Annotated in this window: 17 protein-coding genes and 1 pseudogene; 4 read left to right on the plus strand and 14 right to left on the minus strand. The window is 42.7% G+C overall.

Annotation, left to right across the window (positions count from 1 at the left end):
* Positions 1–115: 115 nt before the first annotated feature.
* The 6 genes and pseudogenes from glgA to I2503_RS01405 form a co-directional block, all read right to left on the minus strand.
* Entirely contained in the window at positions 116–1,543 is a 1,428-nt protein-coding gene (gene glgA / locus I2503_RS01380) for a glycogen synthase GlgA (RefSeq protein ID WP_196090795.1), read from the minus strand.
* On the minus strand, positions 1,540–2,679 hold the full coding sequence (gene glgD / locus I2503_RS01385; protein WP_196090794.1) for a glucose-1-phosphate adenylyltransferase subunit GlgD: 1,140 nt from the start codon (positions 2,677–2,679) through the stop codon (positions 1,540–1,542). Before glgD ends, glgA begins: the two co-directional genes overlap by 4 nt.
* On the minus strand, positions 2,669–3,811 hold the full coding sequence (locus I2503_RS01390) for a glucose-1-phosphate adenylyltransferase (protein ID WP_196090793.1): 1,143 nt from the start codon (positions 3,809–3,811) through the stop codon (positions 2,669–2,671). Before I2503_RS01390 ends, glgD begins: the two co-directional genes overlap by 11 nt.
* Before the next feature lie 142 nt (positions 3,812–3,953).
* Positions 3,954–5,813: pseudogene (glgB, locus tag I2503_RS01395) on the minus strand (1,4-alpha-glucan branching protein GlgB); the annotation flags it as partial.
* A gap of 211 nt (positions 5,814–6,024) precedes the next feature.
* Complete coding sequence (ptsP, locus tag I2503_RS01400) at positions 6,025–7,758, minus strand: phosphoenolpyruvate--protein phosphotransferase (RefSeq protein ID WP_196966787.1); 1,734 nt, start codon at positions 7,756–7,758, stop codon at positions 6,025–6,027.
* A 4-nt stretch (positions 7,759–7,762) separates the two neighbouring features.
* Positions 7,763–8,026, minus strand: coding sequence for a phosphocarrier protein HPr (locus tag I2503_RS01405; RefSeq protein ID WP_135035680.1), 264 nt, complete (start codon positions 8,024–8,026; stop codon positions 7,763–7,765).
* Positions 8,027–8,333: 307 nt separating this feature from the next.
* On the opposite strand from I2503_RS01405, the gene nrdH reads away from it, so the two are divergent.
* From nrdH to nrdF, 3 genes are all read left to right on the plus strand, one after another.
* Complete coding sequence (nrdH, locus tag I2503_RS01410) at positions 8,334–8,552, plus strand: glutaredoxin-like protein NrdH (RefSeq protein WP_196090790.1); 219 nt, start codon at positions 8,334–8,336, stop codon at positions 8,550–8,552.
* Positions 8,553–8,646: 94 nt separating this feature from the next.
* Complete coding sequence (gene nrdE / locus I2503_RS01415; RefSeq protein ID WP_196090789.1) at positions 8,647–10,806, plus strand: class 1b ribonucleoside-diphosphate reductase subunit alpha; 2,160 nt, start codon at positions 8,647–8,649, stop codon at positions 10,804–10,806.
* 242 nt (positions 10,807–11,048) lie between these two features.
* Positions 11,049–12,008: a class 1b ribonucleoside-diphosphate reductase subunit beta gene (gene nrdF / locus I2503_RS01420; RefSeq protein WP_196090788.1), complete on the plus strand. Its 960-nt coding sequence runs from the start codon at positions 11,049–11,051 to the stop codon at positions 12,006–12,008.
* A gap of 66 nt (positions 12,009–12,074) precedes the next feature.
* On the opposite strand, the gene I2503_RS01425 is transcribed toward nrdF, so the two are convergent.
* The 8 genes from I2503_RS01425 to I2503_RS01460 all read right to left on the minus strand — a co-directional run bounded on the left by I2503_RS01425 (position 12,075) and on the right by I2503_RS01460 (position 24,205).
* Positions 12,075–12,788 carry a type II CAAX endopeptidase family protein gene (locus I2503_RS01425; protein ID WP_196090787.1) on the minus strand — a complete coding sequence of 238 codons (714 nt, stop codon included), beginning with the start codon at positions 12,786–12,788 and terminating at the stop codon, positions 12,075–12,077.
* A 676-nt stretch (positions 12,789–13,464) separates the two neighbouring features.
* Positions 13,465–16,083: an alanine--tRNA ligase gene (gene alaS, locus I2503_RS01430; protein ID WP_196090786.1), complete on the minus strand. Its 2,619-nt coding sequence runs from the start codon at positions 16,081–16,083 to the stop codon at positions 13,465–13,467.
* A gap of 236 nt (positions 16,084–16,319) precedes the next feature.
* The gene (locus tag I2503_RS01435) at positions 16,320–17,261 is read right to left on the minus strand and encodes a peptidylprolyl isomerase (protein ID WP_196090785.1); all 942 of its coding nucleotides are present in this window, start codon (positions 17,259–17,261) and stop codon (positions 16,320–16,322) included.
* A gap of 66 nt (positions 17,262–17,327) precedes the next feature.
* Positions 17,328–18,047 carry an O-methyltransferase gene (locus I2503_RS01440; RefSeq protein WP_196966788.1) on the minus strand — a complete coding sequence of 240 codons (720 nt, stop codon included), beginning with the start codon at positions 18,045–18,047 and terminating at the stop codon, positions 17,328–17,330.
* On the minus strand, positions 18,047–19,849 hold the full coding sequence (pepF, locus tag I2503_RS01445; RefSeq protein WP_196090783.1) for an oligoendopeptidase F: 1,803 nt from the start codon (positions 19,847–19,849) through the stop codon (positions 18,047–18,049). The genes I2503_RS01440 and pepF overlap by 1 nt, the downstream gene beginning before the upstream one ends.
* Positions 19,846–20,820, minus strand: coding sequence for a competence protein CoiA family protein (locus I2503_RS01450; protein ID WP_196090782.1), 975 nt, complete (start codon positions 20,818–20,820; stop codon positions 19,846–19,848). Before I2503_RS01450 ends, pepF begins: the two co-directional genes overlap by 4 nt.
* A 30-nt stretch (positions 20,821–20,850) precedes the next feature.
* Complete coding sequence (locus I2503_RS01455; protein WP_196090781.1) at positions 20,851–22,017, minus strand: MFS transporter; 1,167 nt, start codon at positions 22,015–22,017, stop codon at positions 20,851–20,853.
* Positions 22,018–22,840: 823 nt separating this feature from the next.
* Positions 22,841–24,205, minus strand: a complete 1,365-nt coding sequence (locus I2503_RS01460; RefSeq protein ID WP_196090780.1) for a DUF1958 domain-containing protein — start codon at positions 24,203–24,205, stop codon at positions 22,841–22,843.
* Positions 24,206–24,411: 206 nt separating this feature from the next.
* Between I2503_RS01460 and I2503_RS01465 the strand changes: the two genes are divergently transcribed.
* Complete coding sequence (locus I2503_RS01465; protein ID WP_196090779.1) at positions 24,412–25,041, plus strand: TetR/AcrR family transcriptional regulator; 630 nt, start codon at positions 24,412–24,414, stop codon at positions 25,039–25,041.
* Positions 25,042–25,210 lie beyond the last annotated feature (169 nt).

The raw sequence follows: 25,210 nt of genomic DNA on the forward strand, positions 1-25,210 counted from the left end.
ACCCCATTACTCTACTCCTATTCAAGTCATTTGTCAAATTTTCAAGAAGGAAAACACTTGATTTTTCAATATTTTTCAAGAAAAAAAGAGGTCTCCTTGACCTCTTTTCAAATTCTTACATCCAATGGTATAAATCACTATAAGGATAGCTTGCGGCATCCCATGAGAAATCACGGTGCATGGCTTCTTGCATAAGGTTATACCAGACCTCTTTTTGATTCCAATAAAGGTAGATGGCCTGATCGATGGTCCAGGTCAACCAATAACCACTGAGATTGTTAAAGGAGAATCCTGTTCCAGAGCTAGTGACCGGATTGTAGGCTTGAACAGTATCTCGCAATCCACCAACCTCATGTACAATCGGCAAACTACCATACCTCATAGCCATCATTTGGGATAGGCCACATGGCTCAAAGCGACTAGGCATTAAAAAGAGATCACTAGCTGCATAGATTTCTTGCGCTAGCCCAGGATCAAAAGTCAAAGCCGCCACCATTTTTTCTGGATAGTGTTGACCAAACCAGGAGAATGATTGTTCAAAATTAGGGTCGCCTGTTCCCAAAACAACAACCTGCACATCGCGCTGAAGGATCTGATGCAATTCTTCAACCACTACATCGAAGCCTTTTTGATAGGTCAAACGAGAGACCATACCGATCAAAGGAACTTCGGGTCTTTGTGGCAATCCCAGTTTTTCTTGGAGGGCGGCCTTATTGGCAGCCTTACCCGCTAAATCATGAGCATGGAAATGATGAGGGAGATAGGGGTCTGTGGCTGGATTGTAGAGATCTGTGTCTATCCCATTGACAAAACCAAAGAGCTTCCAATTTTCAGCTCGTAGAAGTGGATCAAGGCCACAGCCAAACTCAGGCGTTTGGATTTCTTGAGCATAAGATGGAGATACTGTTGTTACCCGATCTGCAAAGGTAATCCCCGCTTTCATCCAGTTCAAATCTTGGCCCCAACGCACCGATCCATTCCAAAAATCTTCCAAGCCCATTCCAAATAGATCACTTAACATCGCTGGATTAAATTGACCCTGAAACTCCAAATTATGGATGGTCAATACAGTCTTAATTCCCCGATAAGCTTCAATCCAAGCATATTTGGTCCGTAAAAGGAAAGGCATCATGGCAGTATGGTAGTCATGGACATGAAGAATCTCTGGAATAAAATCAATCTTCTCCATCAACTCTAAGCTTGCCATTTGGAAAAAGGCGAAGCGCTCCCCGTCATCGAAGTCACCATAAACATGGCCACGGAAAAAATAATACTGATTATCAATAAAGTAGGTTGGCACACCCTCCCAAACCAAATGTTTAACACCTACATATTGACGGCGCCAACCGACCGAGATTTCAAAGAAACCAAGGTCCTCCACTTGACCACCAAATTTGGCTTCAACACTATCATAGTAAGGAAGAACGACACGGACATCATGTCCTTTTTTCACAAGGGATTTGGGAAGAGCGCCAATAACATCTCCCAAACCACCGGTTTTAGAAAAGGGTGCCCCCTCAGCTGCTGCAACTAAAATTCTCATCTAATAATATCCTCTGTAACCTCTCGACCTTTTTCAATCACGATTGGATGTTCCTTACGACCTCTAACCGTTACACCAGGTGCAATCTTAGCTTCTTTATCAACAATGGCATACTCTACCCGTGCTCCTTCTCCAACAACAACTCGTGGAAAGAGGAGACTATCCTTAACAAGAGAACCAGCTTCAATACGATTGTTCCGTGACAGAATAGAGCCTTCAACCGCTCCTTCAATAATACTTCCTGATGCAAATTGTGAAAGGGAGACTTTAGAACCTGGAGCAAAGTAGGTTGGCTCTTCGTTCTTCACTTTTGTATAGACTTTCTGATTTGGACTGAAGAGAGAATTGAATTTTTGTTGGTCAATCATGTCTAGATTTGCACGGTAATAAGACTCTACTGAATAGATATTGGACACGTGTCCGGTATATTCGTAGGCAAAAGCCCCAATCTCTTTGGCAAAATCACGAAGAAGGTAACGAATTTTACGAGGTTTTGCTTCCAATATCTCCTTCTCAATAGCTGAAATCAAAAGTTTTGTATTGACTAAGAAAATATCCGTAGACATGTTGTAAAACTCTTGAGGGAGACTGTCTTCGAACAACTCATGATCCGTGATTGCATCTTGACTTGAAATTCTCAAGATTGCATTAGTATTGGCAATATCCTTTGCAGGAAGTTTTTTGTAAATAACCGTCATGTCCCGTTTTGTGGCTTGATGCAAATGGAAAACCTGACGGAGATCCATGCTAAGAAGAACATCACTGTTCAAAACAACCGTTACATCACTACCAGATCGGCGAAGATAGGTCAACAATTGATCATAATACTCGGATTTTACATAATCGGAATCTGCATCCGTTGTATAAAGTCCCAAGTAATAGTGACTTAGAAGAGTAGACAACCCCCACTCTCGTCCAGAGCGAATGTGGTCAAACACAGACGAAATGTTTTCCTCTTGGAAAATGCCGTATACACTTCGAACACCCGCATTGGCTAGACTTGAGAGCGGAAAGTCGATCAAACGGTACTTCCCTCCAAAAGGAAGAGTAGCCAAAGGACGGTTTTCAGTCAGTTTATCCATATCATGACGGCCTACTGTATTTACTAGAATCGCTGAATACTTATCAATCTTCATCCTTTGGTACCCCCACTACTTCGTTATAACCAACAACTGCAATCTCTTCACTACCATCGATTTCTACACCCTCACTAATCACTGCGCCTTCACCAATAATGGCTTTTTTAATCACAGCACCAGCGCCGATGACAGCTCCACTCATAATAACAGAGTCTTCAACCACAGCTCCTGTTTTGACTTGAGCATTGGTTGAGAGAATCGAATGTTTAACCTGACCATCCACATGACAACCGTCCACAATCAAGGAATCTTCTACTGAACCATGTTCACCAATAAAGTTTGGTGGTGAAATGAGGTTTTTAGAGTAAATTTTCCATTGACGATTTCGGCTATCCAAGGCATTTTGTGGAGAAATGTACTCCATATTGGCCTCCCATAGAGAATCAATGGTCCCCACGTCTTTCCAATAGCCTTCAAATTCATAGGCATAGACACTTTCACCAGACTCAAGGTAGGCCGGAATCACGTTACTCCCGAAGTCGGACATTTCGACCGAACCTTTTTCCGCAGCGACTAAAATATTGCGAAGGCGTTTCCAGTTGAAAATGTAAATTCCCATAGAAGCTTTGGTACTCTTTGGATTTTCAGGTTTCTCCTCAAATTCAACAATCCGACCATTTGCATCGGTATTCATAATCCCAAAGCGGCTAGCTTCTTTCAGCGGAACATTTAAAACACCTACTGTCAAACTAGCATTGTTATCCTTGTGAGCTTGAAGCATCTTGTCATAGTCCATCTTGTAGATATGGTCCCCTGAAAGAATAAGAACATATTCTGGATCAATACTATCGATATAATCGATATTCTGATAGATAGCATGGCTGGTTCCTTCAAACCAACGATTTCCTTCACTGGCTGAATAAGGTTGGAGGATGGTCACACCTGTGTTAATACCATCCAAGCCCCAGCTTGAACCATTTCCAATATGGGTATTCAGGGCGAGGGGTTGGTACTGGGTAATGACACCCACATTTTGAATCCCCGAATTGGCACAGTTGGAAAGAGCAAAGTCAATAATCCGATACCGACCACCAAACTCGACAGCTGGTTTGGCGATATTTTTTGTCAATTTCCCCAAACGTGTTCCTTGCCCTCCGGCTAGGATTAAGGCCAACATTTCATCTCTCATTTAGGTTTCCTCCTTATTCGATTACTTCAGACGTTTCCACTACCTCTTCAGACTCAATCACGCTTTCTGATGGTAGATTGATAAACAGCTCTTCCGAAAGAAGCTCTGACTCACTTACTGCAACAATAGCCTCACTTTCTACTTCAAACTTGGCTTTCATTCGCCAGATAACAGCACCCATGGATGGCAGAGTAAAGCTCAAGGTCTGCTTATAGTCTTTCCATTGACCCGGTTGAGTAGCTGTATCCGGATTATGATCTAACCAGGAACCTCCCCAAGCTTGGAGTTCGGTATTCCAAATTTCTTGATAAAGACCTGGATTGGGAACACCGATCGTAAAGTCTCGACGTTCAACCGGTGCCATGTTGAAAACACAAATCAATTCAGACCCTTCATTATTTTTCCGACTAAAGGTCAAGACTGTTTCATCTTTGTTATCTGCGTCAATGATTTCAATACCATCATAGGAATCATCAATATCCCAGAAAACAAATTCATCCTTGTAGAGACGATTCAATTCGGATGTGAAGTGTTGCATCCGGCCATTGAGATCATCGTCCAAATCATGCCACTCCAAAGCTTCATGCGATTTCCACTCTAGGAATTGCCCCCACTCACTGCCCATGAAGAGAAGTTTTTTACCCGGATGGCAAATTTGATAGGTATAGAGATTTCGTAAGCCTGCAAACTGGTTGTAGCGATCCCCCCACATTTTATGCATGAGGCTCTTCTTCCCATGGACGACTTCGTCATGGGAGAAGGGCAGAATGTAATTTTCCTTAAAGACATACATAAAACTGAAGGTAACCAAATTAAAGTCGTACTTACGATAAATAGGATCCATTTCATAAAAGCGCAGGATATCGTTCATCCATCCCATGTTCCACTTGTAATCAAATCCTAAGGAATTTTCGCCGTCACCAGTAATCTGAGTATAGCTAGTTGCTTCCTCCGCTATCATCATGACATCTGGGTGGTATTGCTTCATAACCTTATTAAGCTTTTTAAGAAAGTGGAAACCTTGATAGTTAAGGTTACCGCCATCCTCATTTGGCGTCCAAGGTCCTTGATCATAATCCAAGTAAAGCATGTTGCTGACGGCATCAACCCGAACGCCGTCCAAGTGGAAGGTTTGTACCCAATAATGAATGCTTGAAATCAAGAAGGATTGCACATGGGGTTTACCTAAATCAAAGTTCAGTGCACCCCAGCCATAGTTGTGAGCTCGGTGGTGGTCCTGGTATTCATAGGTTGGTGTTCCATCATAATAGGCCAAGGCATCGTCATTAATCGTGAAATGGCCCGGAACCCAATCCACCAACACTCCAATATCAGCTAAATGACAGGCTTCAACAAAATCCCTAAACTCTTCCGGAGTCCCGTAAGACTGGTCCAAACCAAAGTAGCCCATTAGCTGGTAACCCCAACTCTCTGCGAGGGGGTGAGTCATGAGTGGCATAAACTCAACATGAGTGTAGTTCATAGCCTGTAAATAAGGAATCAGTTCCCGCTGCAAATCTTTAAAAGTATAGGGTTCCCCATCTGAATGTGAGCGCCAGGATCCTGCATGAACTTCATAGATCGAAATAGGACGCCCCTTGAAACCCATGGACTTCCGTTGAGCTAGCCATTCCTGGTCTTTCCACTCTTTTTCTGGAAGTGTGTAGATCACAGCACTGGTTCCAGGCCGCTTTTCAAAAATACGGGCCATCGGATCAATTTTATCCACCACTTGCCCGCCTTGTCTCTCTACTTGAAATTTATAAAGATCCCCTTCCTGAGCAAGATTGGTCCAAGCTTCCCAAACTCCTGCCTCATTCTTAACCATCGGAATTCGATTTTCTTGCCAATTTGTAAAGTCTCCAATGACATGTACCATCTGGGCGTTGGGCGCCCAAACTCGAAAGCTATAGCCATCATTTTCACGATGAACGCCAAGGTAATTCTGAAGATTGTAGTTCTCACCAATCCCAAAAGTCCACATAGCTTCGCGATAATCCATACGATCACCCTTTCCGTTTTGTAAGCGCTTTTTTATAAGAATATTTTACTATATTTCAAGTAATTTCACAAGCTATTATACAACAATTTTAGGAAAAACAAATCAATTGTCTGAAAATTATCAACTGTCATTTTCCTGTTTTTCAAAAAAAGGAAAGTAAAGAAAAACTGGACCTGGGAAAACCCAGAATCCAGTTGCAAAATGGATGCGATTAGTCAAAATCCACATATTCTTTTTGAAGTTCCAAAACTTCTTCTGCTGTAGCGCACTCAGTCAAAGCACGGTTAGCCATTTCTTGCATTTTAGCAGTATCCAATTTCTTCATCAAACTACGAGTCCGAAGAACAGATGTGGCACTCATAGAGAACTCATCCAAGCCCATACCTACAAGAAGTGGAACAGCTTGCTGATCTCCAGCCATCTCCCCACACATACCAGCCCACTTGCCTTCGGCGTGAGCAGCCTTGATAACGTTGTTAATCAAGCGAAGAATCGATGGGTTATATGGTTGATACAAGTAAGAAACTTGTTCATTCATCCGGTCTGCCGCCATTGTGTATTGAATCAAATCGTTGGTTCCGATTGAGAAGAAGTCCACTTCTTTCGCAAATTGATCGGCAATCATTGCTGCAGCAGGAATTTCAATCATAATACCTACTTGAATATCATCCGCAACCGCGACACCTTCAGCCAACAAGTTAGCTTTTTCTTTATCCAAGATTGCTTTTGCAGCACGGAATTCAGAAAGAAGGGCTACCATTGGGAACATAATCCGCAATTTACCGTGAACAGATGAGCGAAGAAGGGCCCGCAATTGTGTACGGAACATTTGATTTCCAGTTTCTGAAATAGAAATACGTAGGGCACGGAATCCAAGGAATGGGTTCATTTCTTTTGGAAGATCGAAGTAAGGAAGTTCTTTATCTCCACCAATATCCATCGTACGAACCACAACTGGTTTGCCATTCATACCTTCCAAAACAGCTTTATAAGCTTCATATTGCTCATCTTCTGTAGGGAAGTCTTGAGAATCCATGTACAAGAACTCAGTCCGATAAAGACCTACTGCTTCCGCACCGTTATCATTAACCCCTTCAACGTCTTTCGGAGTACCGATATTGGCTGCCAATTCAAAGTGTTTGCCATCAGCTGTTACAGTTTGAGCATCTTTCAAGAGAGCCCATTCTGCTTTTTGTTCTGCATAAGCACGACCCGCAGCTTCAAATTCAGCAATAACTTCTTCAGATGGATTGATCACAACCTCACCTGTGATACCATTAACGGCCAACACATCCCCATCTTTTACCATTTCAGTAATGTTGTTGGTTCCAAGTACAGCCGCAATTTCAAGGGTCCGAGCCATGATCGCAGAGTGACTTGTCCGTCCACCAATGTTGGTTACGAAAGCTTTAACAAACTCTTTGTTCAACTGTGCTGTATCAGATGGAGTCAAATCATGGGCAATCACGATTGCTTCTTCATCAATGGCAGCTGGGTTTGGTAAACGTACACCTAGGAGATGGGAAAGCACGCGCTTGGTTACATCACGAATATCTGCAGCACGCTCTTGCATATACGGATTGTCATCCATATTTTCAAAGAGTGTGATAAACATATCCGTCACTTCCTTTAGTCCTGCTTCCGCATTGACTTTTTTAGCACGAATGGTTTCTTTAATTTGACCGATCATTTCTGGATCAGCCAACACCATCAAGTGGGCATCAAAAACTTGTGCTGCTTCTTCTCCAAGGCTATCTACTGCATTTGCACGAATAAAAGAAAGCTCGTTTTGAGAAGCTTCTAAAGCCACATCTAAACGAGCCTCTTCTGCATTCGTATCTTCAACTGAAACTGTCTCGAAAGACAAGTCTGGTTGGACGAGTAGATATGCCTTAGCAACAGCAACACCATCAGACGCTGCGATTCCTTTAAGCATATTTGTCATCTCCTTATGCCAAACCTTCTTTTTCCATTGTTTCTGAGATTGCTGCGATTGCATCGTCAGCATCTGCACCTTCAGCAGAGATTGTTACGTCAGCACCTTGACCAACACCAAGGCTCATAACACCCATGATGGATTTCAAGTTAACGGATTTACCTTTATAATCCAAAGTAATGTCTGAAGCAAATTTACTTGCAGTTTGCACCAAAAGGGTTGCTGGACGTGCGTGAATTCCTGTTTCTGCTACAATGTGAAAATCTTTAGAAGCCATAATGACTCTCCTTTATATTTTTTCTAAGGTTTTTGATAACCCTTACAATTAAGAATTATAACACTTGTCTTGTTTTTTTTCAAGAAAAAATTTCCGCTTTCAGAAAAAAGGAGCTTTTTCAGACCAAAAGAGCTAGCTACACAATATTTTGTTGGGCTAGGTTCATAATTCCTTGATTTTAACCAAAGTCCACCAAAAGAGACCACAACATGTTGTGTGAAATAAAATCTTGAGCACAAAATATTGACAAAAATCTGACTTTCCCCTATACTATTCCCATACTCAAAAACGAGAAGGAGGTACCCTTGTGGTAACTGTTTATTCAAAAAACAACTGCATGCAATGCCGTATGACCAAGAAATTTCTAGAAGACAATCATATATCTTATAAAGAAATCAATCTAGACCTTGAGCCTGAATACATCAACACTGTTAAAGAGATGGGCTTTTCGGCTGCGCCAGTTATTGTATCCCCCAATGGGAGCTTCGCTGGTTTTCAACCTGACCGATTAAAAGAGCTTGCCTAACCTAGAGGGAGTGATAGAGATCAAAAGTCGGATTGTTTTCTATCACTCCCATCGTTTTGAATAAAATACCCGTCCATCTGAAAGGAGAACCCTCATGGGTCTTAAAGATTTAGAAAATGTATCTTATTTTCGTTTAAACAATGAAATTAACCGTCCAGTGAATGGACAGATTCTGCTCCACAAGGATAAAGAGGCTCTAGAGGCCTTCTTTAAAGAAAACGTACGGCCAAATACCCGTCAGTTTTCTTCTATTACTGAAAAAATTAACTATCTCATTCAAGAGAACTACCTCGAAGAACCCTTCATTAAAAAATACCAACCAGCATTTATCGAAGAGCTCTACCAATTTATTTTGGATCAACAATTTCAATTCAAATCCTTCATGGCAGCCTACAAATTTTACAATCAATATGCCCTTAAGAGTAATGATGGGAACGAATACCTTGAAGGAATGGAAGACCGGGTACTTTTTAACGCACTCTACTTTGCGGATGGCCATGAAGAGATTGCTAAAAATATCGCCAACGAAATCATCCACCAACGCTACCAACCAGCTACCCCTAGTTTCTTGAATGCCGGTCGTGCTCGCCGCGGTGAACTGGTATCCTGTTTCTTGATTCAAGTAACCGATGATATGAACTCTATCGGTCGTTCCATCAACTCAGCCCTTCAGCTCTCCCGTATTGGTGGCGGAGTCGGCATCTCTCTCACAAACCTTCGGGAAGCTGGTGCTCCAATCAAAGGCTTTGAAGGGGCTGCGTCTGGTGTTGTACCAGTTATGAAACTTTTCGAAGATAGTTTCTCTTACTCCAACCAATTAGGGCAGCGTCAAGGAGCTGGAGCGGTCTATCTCAGCATCTTCCATCCAGACATTATTCAATTTCTGTCTACCAAAAAAGAGAATGCGGATGAGAAAATCCGGGTTAAGACCCTTTCCTTAGGAATTACTGTTCCCGATAAATTCTATGAACTGGCACGGCAAAATGAAGACATGTACCTCTTCAGTCCCTATTCGGTTGAACTTGAATACGGGGTTCCTTTCAGTTACCTAGACATTACTGAAAAATATGATGAATTGGTTGCCAACCCTCGCATCCGCAAAACCAAAATTAAAGCGCGAGATCTAGAGACTGAGATTTCAAAATTGCAACAAGAATCCGGCTATCCTTATGTGGTCAACATCGATACCGCTAACAAAGCAAACCCTGTTGACGGAAAAATTGTCATGAGTAACCTCTGTTCTGAAATTCTCCAAGTGCAAGAACCAAGTCTGATTGATGATGCCCAAAACTATGTCCGTCTCGGAACAGACGTCTCCTGTAACCTCGGTTCCACCAACGTTGTCAACATGATGGCTTCTCCTGATTTTGGAAAATCTATCCGAACTATGACACGTGCTCTGACCTTTGTAACAGATTCTTCTAACATCGAAGCTGTTCCTTCAGTGGTCAACGGAAACCGCCAAGCACACACCTTTGGTCTTGGAGCGATGGGACTTCACTCCTACCTAGCTCAAAACCATATCCATTATGGATCAGAGGAATCCTTGGAATTCACCAATATCTACTTCCTCTTGATGAACTATTGGACCTTGGTTGAATCCAATAATATCGCTCGCGAACGGGGACAAGTATTCCATCATTTTGAAAAATCAACATATGCGGATGGCAGCTATTTCGACAAATACTTGGAAAAAGACTACCAACCAAAATTGGACAAGGTCAAAGAACTCTTCAAAGATATCTTAATCCCAAGCAAAGCGGATTGGCAAGCCCTCAAAGATGCTGTCATGAAAGATGGTCTCTACCATCAAAACCGTCTGGCAGTTGCGCCGAACGGCTCTATCTCTTATATCAACGATGTTTCCGCTTCCATACACCCTATCACACAACGGGTTGAAGAACGCCAAGAGAAAAAAATTGGTAAAATCTACTACCCAGCAGCGGGTCTTTCAACCGACACAATCCCATACTATACAAGCGCCTATGACATGGACATGCGCAAAGTCATCGACGTTTACGCTGCTGCTACTGATCATGTGGACCAAGGCCTCTCCTTGACCCTCTTCCTCCGCAGCGATATTCCTGAAGGGATTTACGAATGGAAAAAGGAAACTAAGCAAACAACGCGTGACCTCTCCATTCTACGGAACTATGCCTTTAACAAGGGGATCAAATCCATCTACTACATCCGCACCTTCACCGATGACGGCGCTGAAGTTGGCGCTAACCAGTGTGAAAGCTGTGTCATCTAGTTCCAAGTATTACAAGCTTAAAATCCATCCAAATGGATGGATTTTAAGCTGCCTTCATTACATTTTTCTATCATTTAAAAGCTTGCTAAATCAAGGTTTTTCACGAATTCACAACCAACTCATCCCCTTGAGATTCATTGCTAAAAATTGTATAATGGAACGAGTTAATTTTTGTGCTAAATTGGTTCAAAACGATTACTAAACCTAACACAGAAATTAAAATAACTCAAACAGGAGTCACCATGGAAACATATTACGAAGCCATAAACTGGAATAACATCGAGGATGTGATCGACAAATCCACTTGGGAAAAGTTAACCGAGCAATTCTGGCTTGATACCCGGATTCCCCTCTCAAACGACTTAGATGATTGGCGGAAATTATCAACTCAAGAAAAAGATCTAGTTGGAAAAGTTTTTGGCGGGCTAACCCTCCTCGATACCATGCAGTCTGAAGCCGGTATTGAAGCTCTCCGCCAGGACGTCCGGACTCCTCACGAGGAAGCAGTCTATAACAATATCCAATTTATGGAATCTGTTCACGCCAAATCTTACTCATCTATCTTCTCAACTTTAAATACAAAAGCAGAAATTGAAGAAATCTTCGAATGGACCAATACCAATCCCTACCTTCAAAAGAAGGCGGAAATCATTAACAAAATCTATGAAAACGGAACAGCACTTGAGAAAAAAGTTGCCAGTGTTTTCTTGGAAACTTTCCTCTTCTATTCAGGATTTTTCACTCCCCTCTACTACTTGGGAAACAACAAACTCGCCAATGTAGCCGAAATCATTAAATTGATTATTCGAGATGAATCTGTTCACGGAACCTATATCGGCTACAAATTCCAGTTAGGTTTTAAAGAGTTAACAGATGGCGAGCAAGAGAACTTCAAAAACTGGATGTATGACCTCCTCTACACCCTCTATGAGAATGAGGAAGCTTATACACGCTCTCTTTACGATACAGTAGGCTGGACCGAGGAAGTTTTAGTCTTCCTCCGTTACAACGCTAATAAAGCCCTTATGAACTTAGGGCAGGATCCCCTCTTCCCAGATACAGCGGATGATGTCAACCCTATCATTATGAATGGAATTTCTACAGGAACTTCCAACCATGACTTCTTCAGCCAAGTCGGAAACGGTTACCTTCTTGGAGAGGTTGAAGCCATGGAAGACAATGACTACCTTTATGGATTATAGACCCTAAAAAACCTTCAAGTCAATGATTGACTTGAAGGTTTTTTGATAGTCGGTCCCTCTCCTCTACTACATAAGGAACAAAATAGCTAGTGAAGCAATAGCATTATTGAGCATGTGTAACCAAACCGCATCCCAAATATTGTTACGCCGCTCCATGGCTCGATGGAAAAGGTAACCCATCCAAGAATAGAAAATCCAGTCAAGAAGTACGGCCCAGCTTGAAAAATCCGGAATGTGCATCGCGCCAAAGGCCATTGAAACAAGGATGGCACTAATCCCTGGAGACCACCCCTTAAAGACATAGCGTGTACCAAGACCTCGGAACACAAATTCTTCCAGGACTGGACCTATAAAGGCCAAGGAGATTACTGTAGCAGTTAAATAAGGACGCCCAACATCCTGCAGGGCAGAGACAGAATCAACGATTAGTTGCTGATTTTCCACGGGTTGATTCAGTCCGATTAAAGTGCGCACGAATTGAAATGCAAGATTGGAAATCAGCAAGATGCCCCAATTCTTAAAGAGATACTTCCACTCTTCTCTTCCAAAGTCTGCTTGTTGTGGAGCGGTCGGATCCACTCGAAATACCCAACGGGTGATTCCAAAAACCACAGCAAATATGAGAATCAAATAGACAAAGACCTGAATCCACTGCATACTGGTCGGATAATTCACTCCCTCAAGACCTAAGAGCATGGGCAATGCATTGAGAGCACCGACTACTTGAATCATAAAGAACCAGATCAGAATACGACCCAACCATTTTAAAATTTTTACCATCGATAACGACCTCACCTAGAAAAGTCTGTAAATAACAGGGAGAAGGAAGGGAGGAGTCCCCCAAGCTGGCTTATACTCATTCCATTTCAAAATCTGAATGCGTGAATCCTCTTCGCCGAACTTATTGATTGCGTGCTTTGCACGCCTTATCGATAAGATTCAACAGGCCTCCCCGACCTGTTGAACGATCTTCATCGGATTGAAGGAGGGTGGGACAAAAGTCTCAACCTTCCTATTTTAGTTAGTGGAATAACTTTGACGCAGTGGTTGATTTGCTCAAACAGCTAAAAGGTTGTTTGAGGTAGCAGATAGGATTTGCGAAGCAAATAACAATTGTTCGCTGTTATTGAGAGAACATTTCATGTTCTCTTATCCAGATACTCAAAGAGTCAATTCCTGACTCTTTGATCTCCGAAAATAACCTAATCAACTGTGCGGAAGTGGGACTACGAACAATTTTTTTCGAAAATTGTTCTGTCCCACTCTCATTCGTTTCAGATTTCAAACTATTTCAAGTATTATAGTCTTTTAGTTTGCTTTTAGTACAAGGCAGCGAGTCGCAGGCAGTACTAAAGTACGGCAAGACGAGCTAACACAGTAATAAAAGATAAACTAAAAGAGTATACTTATGGAGTTCCTCCCAGCTTCAATCTACTCTCGAAAGCGATCCCCAAGCTTATAGATGATCTGAAACAGCCTCTAAGAGCTTGTGAATAGCTGCTTGATCACTACCTCCAGCCATGGCCATATCTGGTTTACCACCACCACGACCAGCTACGATTGGAGCTAGTTCTTTGATCAAGTTACCTGCATGAACATCTTTTGAACGGCTAGCAACCAAGACATTAACCTTGTCTCCAATTGCAGCAGTTAGAACAAGAACATCAGAGTAGTCTCCTTGTTTCCAAGTATCGGCGAAGGTGCGGAGTGCTCCTGCATCATCAACTTCAACTTGCTTGGCAATATAACGAAGACCATGAGCTTCTGCCACATCTTGGAAAATTTGGCCAGATGCTGCTGCAGCAGCTTTTTCTTTCAATTCCCGATTTTCTTTTTGCAATTGACGGGCTTGTTCTTGAAGGGCCTCAACTTTAGCTGGGACATCACCAACTTGTGGCGCTTTCACTTGACGAGCCAACGCTTGCAGTAATTTCGCTTCTTCACGATAAGAGTTATAGGCCTCGCGACCTGTTACAGCTACAATACGACGAGTTCCTGAACCAATCCCTTCTTCTTTTAGAATTCGGAAAAGACCAATTTCGGAGGTATTGCCAACGTGAGTACCTCCACAAAGCTCAACTGAGTAATCACCGATAGAAACCACGCGCACATCTTTGCCATATTTTTCACCAAAGAGGGCCATAGCTCCCATCTCTTTAGCGGTGTCAATATCTGTCTCAACCGTTTCAACTGCCAAGGCCTCATTAATTTTAATATTGACATCTGCTTCGATTTGCGCCAATTCCTCTGGCTTCACTGCTTCAAAATGAGTAAAGTCAAAGCGGAGGAAATCTTTTTCATTTAAGGAACCAGCTTGGGTCGCGTGTTTACCTAGGACATCATGAAGAGCTGCATGAAGCAGGTGGGTTGCCGTATGGTTTTGCATCACACGACGGCGACGATCTTTATCCAGAACCAAATGATAGGTGACCTCCTTGCTCAACGGTGCCAGAACTTCAACCTTGTGAAGCGGTTGACCATTCGGAGCCTTCTGCACATCCACAACTTGAGCAAGAACTTGTCCATTCTCATCTAAAATCTGACCATGGTCTGCAACCTGACCACCCATCTCAGCATAGAAGGGGGTCTGCTCAAAAATCAGATAGGCTTCACCTGATACAACACTGTCCACTTCAGCATCTTCTTGGACCAAGGCTACCAAGCGAGCATCCGCTTCTTGAGCATCGTATAAGAATTTACTTGGAACTGTTAGGGCCTGCAAAGTCTCATTTTGACTTCCCATTGAAGTGCCTTTCACCACAGAGGCCCGTGCCCGTTCTTGTTGAGCCTTCATCTCCTGATCAAAGCCTTCTTTATCAACGGTCCAACCACGTTCCTCTGCGATTTCTTCGGTTAATTCGACTGGGAAACCATAAGTGTCGTAGAGTTTAAAGGCAGCTTGCCCAGAAATAACGGTCTCCCCTGCTTTTTCCATCTCAGCGACAATCTCATCCGCATAGGCTTGACCCGCTGTCAACGTACGAGCAAAGGATTCCTCTTCATTTTTAACAATCTTCTGGATAAAATCTTGTTTTTCAAGCACTTCAGGGTAATAGGATTCCATGATTTGACCAACCGTTGGCACCAAGCGGTACATAAATGGTTCATGGATTCCAAGTTTTTGTCCATGACGAGCAGCTCGACGAAGTAAGCGACGGAGGACATATCCACGCCCTTCATTTCCAGGCAAGGCTCCATCTCCAATCGCAAAGGCTAGAGAACGGATATGGTCTGCAATCACCTTGAAACTCATGTTATCGCCATCTGGATCATACGTCTTACCGGACAAAGCTTCAACTTCATTGATGATTGGCATAAACAAATCTGTCTCAAAGTTGGTTTTAGCTCCTTGCATCACAGCAACCAAGCGTTCAAGACCAGCTCCCGTATCAATGTTCTTGTGAGGCAATTCCTTGTACTCACTCCGTGGGACACTTGGATCTGCATTAAATTGGGAGAGAACAATATTCCAAATTTCAATATAACGGTCATTTTCAATATCTTCCGCCAAAAGACGAAGTCCGACCTTATCTGGATCAAAATCTTCTCCACGGTCGAAGAAAATCTCTGTATCTGGACCAGAAGGCCCTGCACCAATTTCCCAGAAATTATCCTCAATTGGGACCAAATGATCTGGCTCAACCCCTACTTCAATCCACCGGTTGTAGGAATCTTTGTCATCTGGATAATAAGTCATATAAAGTTTGTCCTTAGGAAAGGCAAACCATTCTGGACTGGTCAAGAGTTCCCAAGCCCATGTAATGGCTTCATCACGGAAATAGTCTCCAATGGAGAAATTTCCTAACATTTCAAACATGGTGTGGTGACGAGCCGTTTTCCCTACATTTTCAATATCATTGGTCCGAATCGATTTTTGAGCATTGGTGATCCGTGGATTATCAGGAATCACAGATCCATCAAAATATTTTTTCAAGGTTGCAACACCTGAGTTAATCCATAAAAGTGTTGGGTCATTTACCGGAACCAGATTCGCTGATGGCTCGATAGCGTGACCTTTTGAAGCCCAAAAATCCAACCACATCTTGCGAATTTCAGCACTGGTCATATATCTCATTAATATTCTCCTTCTATTTTCAATGAAAAAGACAAGCTCAATCGACGAAGGGCGTCTCAACGCGGTACCACCTTCCTTCGATGAACTTGTCATCCTCATTGCTTTATTCCAAAAATCTCTCAAGTAGCAAGATAAGACCCAACTAGTAGCTTACACCAACCGCTACTTCTCTGCAAAGTTGCCTGTTTTATCTATTCTTGATACATTCATTATACTCCAAGTAGCCTGTTTGTCAACTACTTATCTTCAGAACTGGAACTTGCAGCTGCCTCACCAGTCGCATTCATGTATTGAGAGAAGGCATTTTGGAAGGCTGGGTCTTTAACCTTGATATTGGCTTCTTCCATCTCCTTACCAACTACACTTTGGATAAAGGCACGATCCGAACGTTTTTCAGCTAAGATGATGCTCTCCAATTGTTTCTGGTAATCTTTCCAATTGTCCTTCTTCTGGGTCTTGTTGGTAACTTTGATGACGTAGTAGCTTGTCGTTAAGGTGCTATTGTTAGTCACCTTAATCACGTCTGAAACACCATTGTTATCCAAAGCAAAGGCAGCCGTTTTGACTTCATTCGGTAGGGCAGTAGAGGCTGAGTCAAATTTCATCTCGCCTCCTTTGTCCTTGGTTTCCTCGTCATTGGAATTATCTTTAGCCAACTGGGCAAAGTCATCTCCATTTTTAGCCTTTTCCGCAACTTCTTTGGCTTTGTTTTCATCCGTCATACGAATCACTTGGGCCGTTACCTCAGGGGTGTATTTTTCGTAAGCAGCCTGATAGTTTTCGTCAGTTAGCTCACTTTTTGCCGCTTCATTAACCGCGTACTCTACCAATTTATTGGTTCGAATCTGCTCACGGTAGGTATCAGGCGTCATCCCTTCCTGAGCCAAGACTTGTTGAAAACGGTCACCATAGGCTTGAAGACTCTTATTATACTCTTCTGTCACCTCTTCGTCTGTCACTTTATCCCCGTATTTTTCGTCAAGGATCTCATTGATAGTCATGGTCAAGAGGACTTGTTGAGCTTGGGTGTCATTCTTCACCTTATCATAATATTCAGCAACCGTAATGGTATTGCCTCTCATGGTAATGACATCTGTGTTGTTATCGGTCTCACGCGCACAGGCAGCTAGAGCCACTACAGATAGAAGCGTCACTACTCCAATCTTGATTTTTTTCATGCTTGAATCACTCCTTTATACAATAACTTTCTTAGTATATCATAACTTGGCTTAAAAACAGCTAAATTAGGTGGATTCTTGTGGAAAAACCACCTGTTCTGCTTCTTTTTTTACTAGAAGTAGACCGTCCCCAAGAGGCAAATAGGAAACCGTCAAATCAGGATGGCTGTCTACTGCATCAAATAGTTTGTGGAGACCTCGATAAATCGCCCGTTGGCCACGTCGAATATCTGCTAAATCCTTGGTGATATCGCCCCCTTGGAAAACATCGTCAAAGATTAAGATACCGCCTTTGGGTAGCAAATTGAGTAGATCAGGTAGAAAGACAACGTATTTGGACTTAGCAGAATCGACGAAAATCAAATCAAACTGCTCACCCGTCAAGTTTTGTAGCCACTCCTGAGCTTCTCCTTCTAGGAGGCGAATACGTTTCCCTTCCTCATAGCGGGCAAAATTTTCTTTTGCAAGGCCAATCATCTCAGGGTTGCGGTCAATGGTGGTAATTTGACTTTTCGGCAGAGTCTCAGCCATCATGAGAGCAGAAAAACCAATGGCTGTCCCAACCTCTAGAATGGAACGAGGAGCGATACTCTGTAAAAATAATCGGAAAAAGGCAACAGTTTCCTTGGGAATAATAGGAATGTTCTCGCGTTCAGCAAAATCCTGCAATTCCCGAAGGAAATCCGGTAAGCCTTGATTCTGACTCCGCATGAAGTCCACGATTCCCTCTTGAACCACCGGTCGGCGCATATTGGAATTGGAATGTTTGGAATAGGTCTCAACCATTACAGCATCCCCAATTCTTTGGCCAAGCTTTCCAACTCATCCAAGCGACGTTCAAAGACCGCAAAAGCATCATTGAGGTAATCTTCCGCTTCCATATCCACACCTGCTTTCGCGATAACAGCCAAAGGATAGTCCGAATTGCCGGCCTTCAAGTAATGAATGTAAGCTTCCCGGTCCGCATCGGTGCCATGTACAATCTTATCCGCCAATGCAGACGCCGCCGCAAAACCAGTTGCATATTGGAAGACATAATAGTTGTAGTAAAAATGTGGAATCCGTCCCCACTCATATTGAATCTGTGGATTTTCTTCAGCAGCGAGACCATAATACTTGGCATTCAATTCCGCATACAAATTATTAAGGAAGTCGCTAGTTAGAACCTGCCCTTCTTGATCTGCTTGGTGGATTTTTTGTTCAAACTCCGCAAACTGCGTTTGACGGAAGACCGTACCACGGAAGCCATCCAAGTAATGATTCAGAATGGCAAAACGACTTTGCTTGTCTTCCACGGAAGCCAGTAATTTCTCAGTCAAGATATTCTCATTGGTGGTGGAGGCAATCTCTGCCAAGAAAATTGAATAATCCCCATAAACATAAGGTTGACTTTCGCGACTGTAACTAGAATGCATGGAATGTCCAGTCTCGTGTACCAAAGTAAAGAGATTATCCAGATTATCTTGCCAGTTCAAAAGCATATAAGCTTTGGTATCATAGGATCCACCAGAATAGGCTCCAGACCGTTTCCCCTTATTTTCGTAGACATCAATCCAACGATCGGAAAAGGCTGCTTCTACTTTAGCCAGATAGTCGTCACCGAGCACTGCTAATACCTCTTTCGATTTTTCCAAAGCTTCTTCATAAGTGAAAGTCAAGGTGTTGCGGCTCAGCGGGGTATACAGATCATACATCTTTAGATCTTGAATGCCGAGAATGCGCGCTTTCAAATCTACATAGCGGTGAAGCAATGGTAGATGGCGATTCACGGCCGCAAGTAGGGTATCATAAACCGATTCTGGAATAAAGTTTGCGGCCAAGGCAGCTTGACGCGCAGAATCAAATTTCCGAACTTGTGCCTGGTAATTATGAACCTTGACAGTGGTTTGCAAGGTTTTAGCATAGGTGTGTTGGAACTGCTCGTAGACGGCGTACATCGCCTCATAGGCATCTTTTCGTACGCGTCTATTATCAGATTCCATAAAATGAATAAAGTTACCGTGGGTTAACTGCACCGCTTCCCCATTTTCACCTTCAATAAACGGCAGTTCTAAGTCCGCATTGTCCAAGATAGAGAAGGTTTCGCTCGCAGCCCCAAAGATTTCAGAAGCCCCAGCCAAAAGCGCTTCTTCCTTAGGGCTAAGAACATGCTCCTTTTGAACCAATAAGCGCTCAAAGTAATGACGATACAGTTCGAGCCCCAGCTCTTCTTTCATAAAATGTTCGAGTTGCTCCTCAGTAATAACCAAAAATTCAGGCTCATAAAAGGCGAAGGTCTGACCATACCGTGCATAGAGGCCATTAATTTGAGAGTATAACTCCTGATAGGCTGCTTGGCGGGTATCCTCATCCTGCTTCATGGATGCATACACATAAAGTTTTTCCAAGCGACGCATCAGTCCCAACTGTACCTCTGTAATCTCCAATAAGCTCTGCGCAGAGTCTAAGAGGTGACCTTCATAATTGGCTGCAGCCGAAATATCCGCATCCAAGGCAGCAAACTCTTCCCGCCAAGCCATATCATCTGCAAAAACGCTGGTCAAATCCCAGGTGTATTTTTCATTTATATCTTTTCGTTCGTTACTCATATAAAATCCTCCAACGTCCCTATTTTATCACAATCTTGCCGGTAATAAAAAGGAGAATAGACAACTTGCTTCTGCCTTTGCTGACACTGATCATAAAAAGCTGCAAACAAATCCCCATAGGACCTCTCCAATTCTGTTATCCCTGGCAATTCCCAGCCCCTTTTTACCGGAATCACTTGTGGATACCAAGCTTCTACAGGAAGAGTAAGCAGATTCTGTCCTACTTGATAGGCCTCAACTTGCTTCTTCATCCAAAAAGGATTGCGGTAACGTAATTGCTTGGCCAAATAGCTAGGGAAGGACATGTCTAGACGTCCCTTAAAAGAGAACAGACAGCGTTGCTGATAGGGCCAACGCAGCACCTCTCGTAAACTTCCCTGAAAAAATGGAAAAACCCTCACCAATCCCTGACAGCTCCCATGCAAATCCTGGTGGAGCAAGTAATGCAGGACCAACTCTCGCTTCTCCTTGTCCACATTCCAGAAAAAATAGCCACAAGCGGGACTAAACTGCAGACAATCTGCTTGGAGACCTGTCAATCGCCCCCTTATAAAATGTCGCGACCCCAAAAGCCAGACCAAAGAAATCCCCTGCTTCCGATAGGTCAACGTCCGACGAATACACTCTTCCTGACTCAGTGGGCTACACTGAATTTCCAAGCCTAGATTCCCTGACAAAAGCAGGTCAGTCACTATTCCTGCTTGTGGATGCCCTACTTCTACTTGAACGGACTCCGTCTTCTGAGCCCATTCAAATAAAAGGGCCTTGAGCTCGAGGTGTTCAGCCCCCTCGTTCAATCCTTGGTAAAAACAGGATTGGCCAGCAGGGTGGGCAAAATGCCGCCGCAGGCGTCCGCCACCCTTTAAGACCAATTTTTGCTGGCATTCAGGACAAAAAAATTCCTCTCCATTGGGGAGAGGATTAATCAGTAAATGATGGAAGTTTCCCTTGCTATCTATGGCTTGAAACATGCTCTTTCCTCCTTACATTCTTATTCGAAATTAGGAGAATAAATGTTCACTTTTAGATTCATCCACATGAAGAAAGGGAACCATGAGCAAGACGATCAGTAGGAGGCCAACCATGAACCAGGACATACTTTCATAACCAGAGGTATCAATCAACCAACCGGCCCAGGTCTGAACCAAAATCGAGAGCAAGCTTTTGGCGGTTTGTATCAAGGCCATTCCTGTCATTACAAACCGTGGGCCAACCAGATTGTTGACCAATTTTAGAGTCAGCATAATCAAGGTCATATTGGCCGCATGTTTAGCTAGCAGTGTTCCAAAGATTTTGAGAGGGATTGGAGCGGCGAGCCCAAAGAAAACAAATTGCAAGGTCATGAAAAAAATGGGAAATAGAATCAAAATCTTGCTAGGATAGCGATCCATGAAAAGATAAGAATAAAAAATAAGGGGGGCTTCGCAGATTACCGCTAGTGAGACCACTGTTGAAGCTTGACTGACACTAAGTCCACTCGCTTCTAACATAGCGGGAATGTAGGTGTGTCCGACATTGGCCACTCCTGAAAAAAGAGCAATGATCATCAAGGCAAGAAGATAGGGGCGATTTTTAAGGATATCGTTCATAAAAGATTCTTCTTGCTTTTCCTTAACAGGGGCTGTTTCCTCACTAAAGGGCAGACCCAAAACTCCAATAATGGACAAGACTAAGGTTCCTAGAAAAGTCACATAGATGGCCTGGGGATGAATCATTTGGTAGAGAATCCCCGCCATCTGAGTACCTGTCGCATAGCCAATGGTTCCCCAGACGCGAATAGATCCATACTTATAAGGTGAACGGGCAGCTAGGAGATCCATTACCGGATTAATTCCATTAATCATCATTATAGCCAGACTATACCCTAAAACCAATCCCCAAAGATGCTTAGATAAGAGAAAAATAATACCACCGGCTAAAGCCAATCCTAAACCAGCTAGCGTCACAGGTTTGATCCCCAGACGGTCATTGAGATAGCCCAGGACAGGTTGAGAAAGGACCGATGTCAGGAAGGATACCGAAACGACCAAAGAAACCTGACTAGCCGAATAACCTAAGTCCAACATGTAGATCGATAAGATAGCTGAAAAAAGAGCCCAGGACAGGTAAAAAAAAGTGTACATCAAAAAATAACGAAAATATAAAGAGGCAGAACGTTCCACCAGCAACTCCTTTCAATCACACAAAAGTCGAGGAAGCGATTACTCCCCCTTTGTTTCCTATACCAATTGGATTTCAAATTCTGCATAGTCATACAATCCAAAGCCTGAATCGAAGGGTTTAAACTATCTGCAAATTTTGAATGGTACAGTGATACTCGAAACAGTTCGAAATCTGAAACGAATGAGAGTGGGACAGTACTAATTTTATTCGAATTAGTTCGTAGTTCCACCTCCGCACAGTTAATGAGGTTGTTTTCGGAGGTCAAAGAGTCAGGAATTGACTCTTTGAGTATCTGGATTAGAGAACATGAAATGTTCTCTTAATAAAGGCGAACAATTGTTATTTGCTACCTCAAACAGCCTTTTAGCTGTTTGAGCGAATCAACCACTACGCAAAAGTTATTCCACTAACTAAAATAGGAAGGTTGGGACTTGTCTCACAGCCTCATTTATAGGTAATAAAGCAAGCATCACTTGCCTTCAATCCGATGAAGATAGATTCAACAGGTCTGGGAGACCTGTTGAATCTTATCAATTAGGCGTGCAAAGCACGCAATCAATAAGTTCGGCTAAGAAGATTAACACATTCAGATATTGAAATGTCATGAATACAAATCAGTCAACGCCAAGACCCAGGGCCTGGGCAAGAGTATACACTCAACGAAAGAAAGAGGTCAGGTATCTGGGACCCGCCTCTTTGTTCCTGCAACCATTTGGTATAGTCTTTTAGTTTATCTTTTATTACTGTGTTAGCTCGTCTTGCCGTACTTCAGTACTGTCTACGACTCGCTGCCTTGTACTAAAAGTAAACTAAAAGACTATAAAATACCTATTTGATTGTTTTTTTATCTCTTTTCTTGGATTTTTTCTTTTCCTTTGTACCCGTATTGGTGAAGAAGAGACGAATCAAGAGTAGAATCAATGCCAAGAGCAAGAAGATCGGAATCAGAAGTAACCATTGATAGTTGTCTAGAAGTGATACGAGCAAACTATTCTCCCGATTGCTTTTAGTTTGGCCGTCGGCCTTTTGAGCTGAGGCAAAGAAGGAATTATCTTTTGTTACCTTATAGGTCACATCTAATTGTTCATTGATAGGGCTTAAACCATTTTCTACTGTCAAGACATCATTCTTGACTTGAACACTTGGAGTTGAACCCTTCTTAACCGTCGCATATACGTCCTGGTCAACCTTGTATTTCTGGCCATCTACTTCAACCAAGCCCTTATCGAAAATTTTCTTATATTCGTAATCTGCGAAGGCTTTTTCTAAGAGGGCATTTCCAAATGGGTGTCGATAATATTCTCCGTCTTGATCTGCCCAGTCCCCAACTCCCATAATCAATTCAACAAAGCGCTCTCCTTTACGCTCACCAGTCGCAATATAGTTAAAGGCCCCTTTAGGACTAGAACCTGTCTTCAACCCGTCAACACCTTCCATCCCATAAAGGGCCCCTTCAACTGAATAGTTGTAAGTTTCGAAGGTTTCTTCATAAGGCGTCCCTTCTTTAACAGTAACCACTGGAGCTTTGGTATAGTTTAAGATATCTGGGTACTTGTTCACAAAATTGACACCAAGAATAGCCATATCCCGTGCGGTGGTCTGATTGGCCTGCGTGTTATCATACTTTTGCGGAGTATAATAGCCACTAAAGCTGACTGCCGCTGCTCCACTGGCATTGTACCATCGGGTATTGGTCATGCCCAGTTTTTGTGAGGTTTCATTCATTTTATCCAGGAAAACATCTGGATCGCCATTCGAGAGAAGGTCTGCCAACATAACGGTTGTTACGTTGGAGGAAGGGATGGCGGTCATGGTAATCAGCTCATCAACGGTATAGTCTACTCCGGCAACAATCTTATTATTAGAGATCGCATAGAGACCTGCTATCGCTTGTTCCCGTGGGGTTGCGGTCACCACATCCTCTTTGGAAATTTCTCCTTTGTCCAGGGCTTCGAAAACCAGGTATAGAGTCATCAGTTTACTCATACTAGCTGGATCTCGAACCAGGTCAGCATTATCTTCCCATACCACATCCCCAGTTTTTGAATCCACAATGATGGACGATTTTGGACGATGAATATCCAGAACTTCCGGATACATTTCGCGCGTGATGTCCATAAGCTCGTCAGCGGAGGCTGCAAGTGGAGTTGTAGCCAATAAGGCTGCCATTAAGAGGACTCCAAGTTTTTTCATCTGTCATCTCCTTTGTTTCAATCTCTTTTATTCTATCATACTTTTGAGTCGCTTCCTAGGAAGTCATTTTATGAAAACGTCTAACAAGTTGATTTTTAGGCATTTCCTATTTTTTATTTCCCAATAAAACCAAAAGTCTTCAAAAGGGCTTACATTTTTGCTAAAGTATGGTAAACTTAAGTAAAAGAAGTTAGAAAGATACCACTATGACACAGAAACGTGCCCGATCACAAGAAGCCATTGAGCAACGCTATAAAGACATACTCAGTGCTGCACGCAAGCTCTTTCTGGTCAAATCCTATGACCAGATTTCCTTGGTCAGTCTAGCTAAACAATTGGATATTTCACGTCCCTCCTTCTACACCTACTTTCCATCGAAGGATGCCCTTTTTCTACAATTGCTAAAGGAAGAAGGCTTGAAATTTGCGGATGCTTCTCTCCATCACTTTAAGGAAGCAAAAGAGCTCCCATTATTTTGCCAGGAGCTCATTGCACTGGTAGTAGAACACCCTCTCTTCATAAAGCTCTTATCCATCCCTTTCACAAGTATTCAGTGTCATCAAACGGATGAAGAAGCCATGCAGCTACAGATAGAGGTCGTTCCTTTCTTTGAATCATTGGCTTTTATTTTCCAACAGCAGTTTCCCTCGGCCAATCAGGTCGATATTTTAAAGGCTGTGCACCAGTTCTATCTCTTAATCACCACAATCTCCAATTTTGGTTTTTTCGCCCAAATCTATCAAGAAAAAAACTTGGATTTCTTTGGTCCTATCTCATCCGCCGACACCGTTTCTTTTTATTCGGACATGCTCTATAAAATGGTTCGTGATCTATAAACTCATACTCATTACATTTCAAAATCTGAATGTGTTATAGTCTTTTATTTGAAAATAACACAGTAAAAAAGCGCAAAAAAACACTATCTGTGTTATACTTAAGGTGAACATATTTAAAAATGTCTTAAGGATGTTGCCGCATCCCTAATGCTCTTGCTGCTTCATAAGT

Origin of the sequence: Streptococcus sp. NLN64 (assembly GCF_015831295.1) — a bacterium.
GTDB lineage: Bacteria > Bacillota > Bacilli > Lactobacillales > Streptococcaceae > Streptococcus.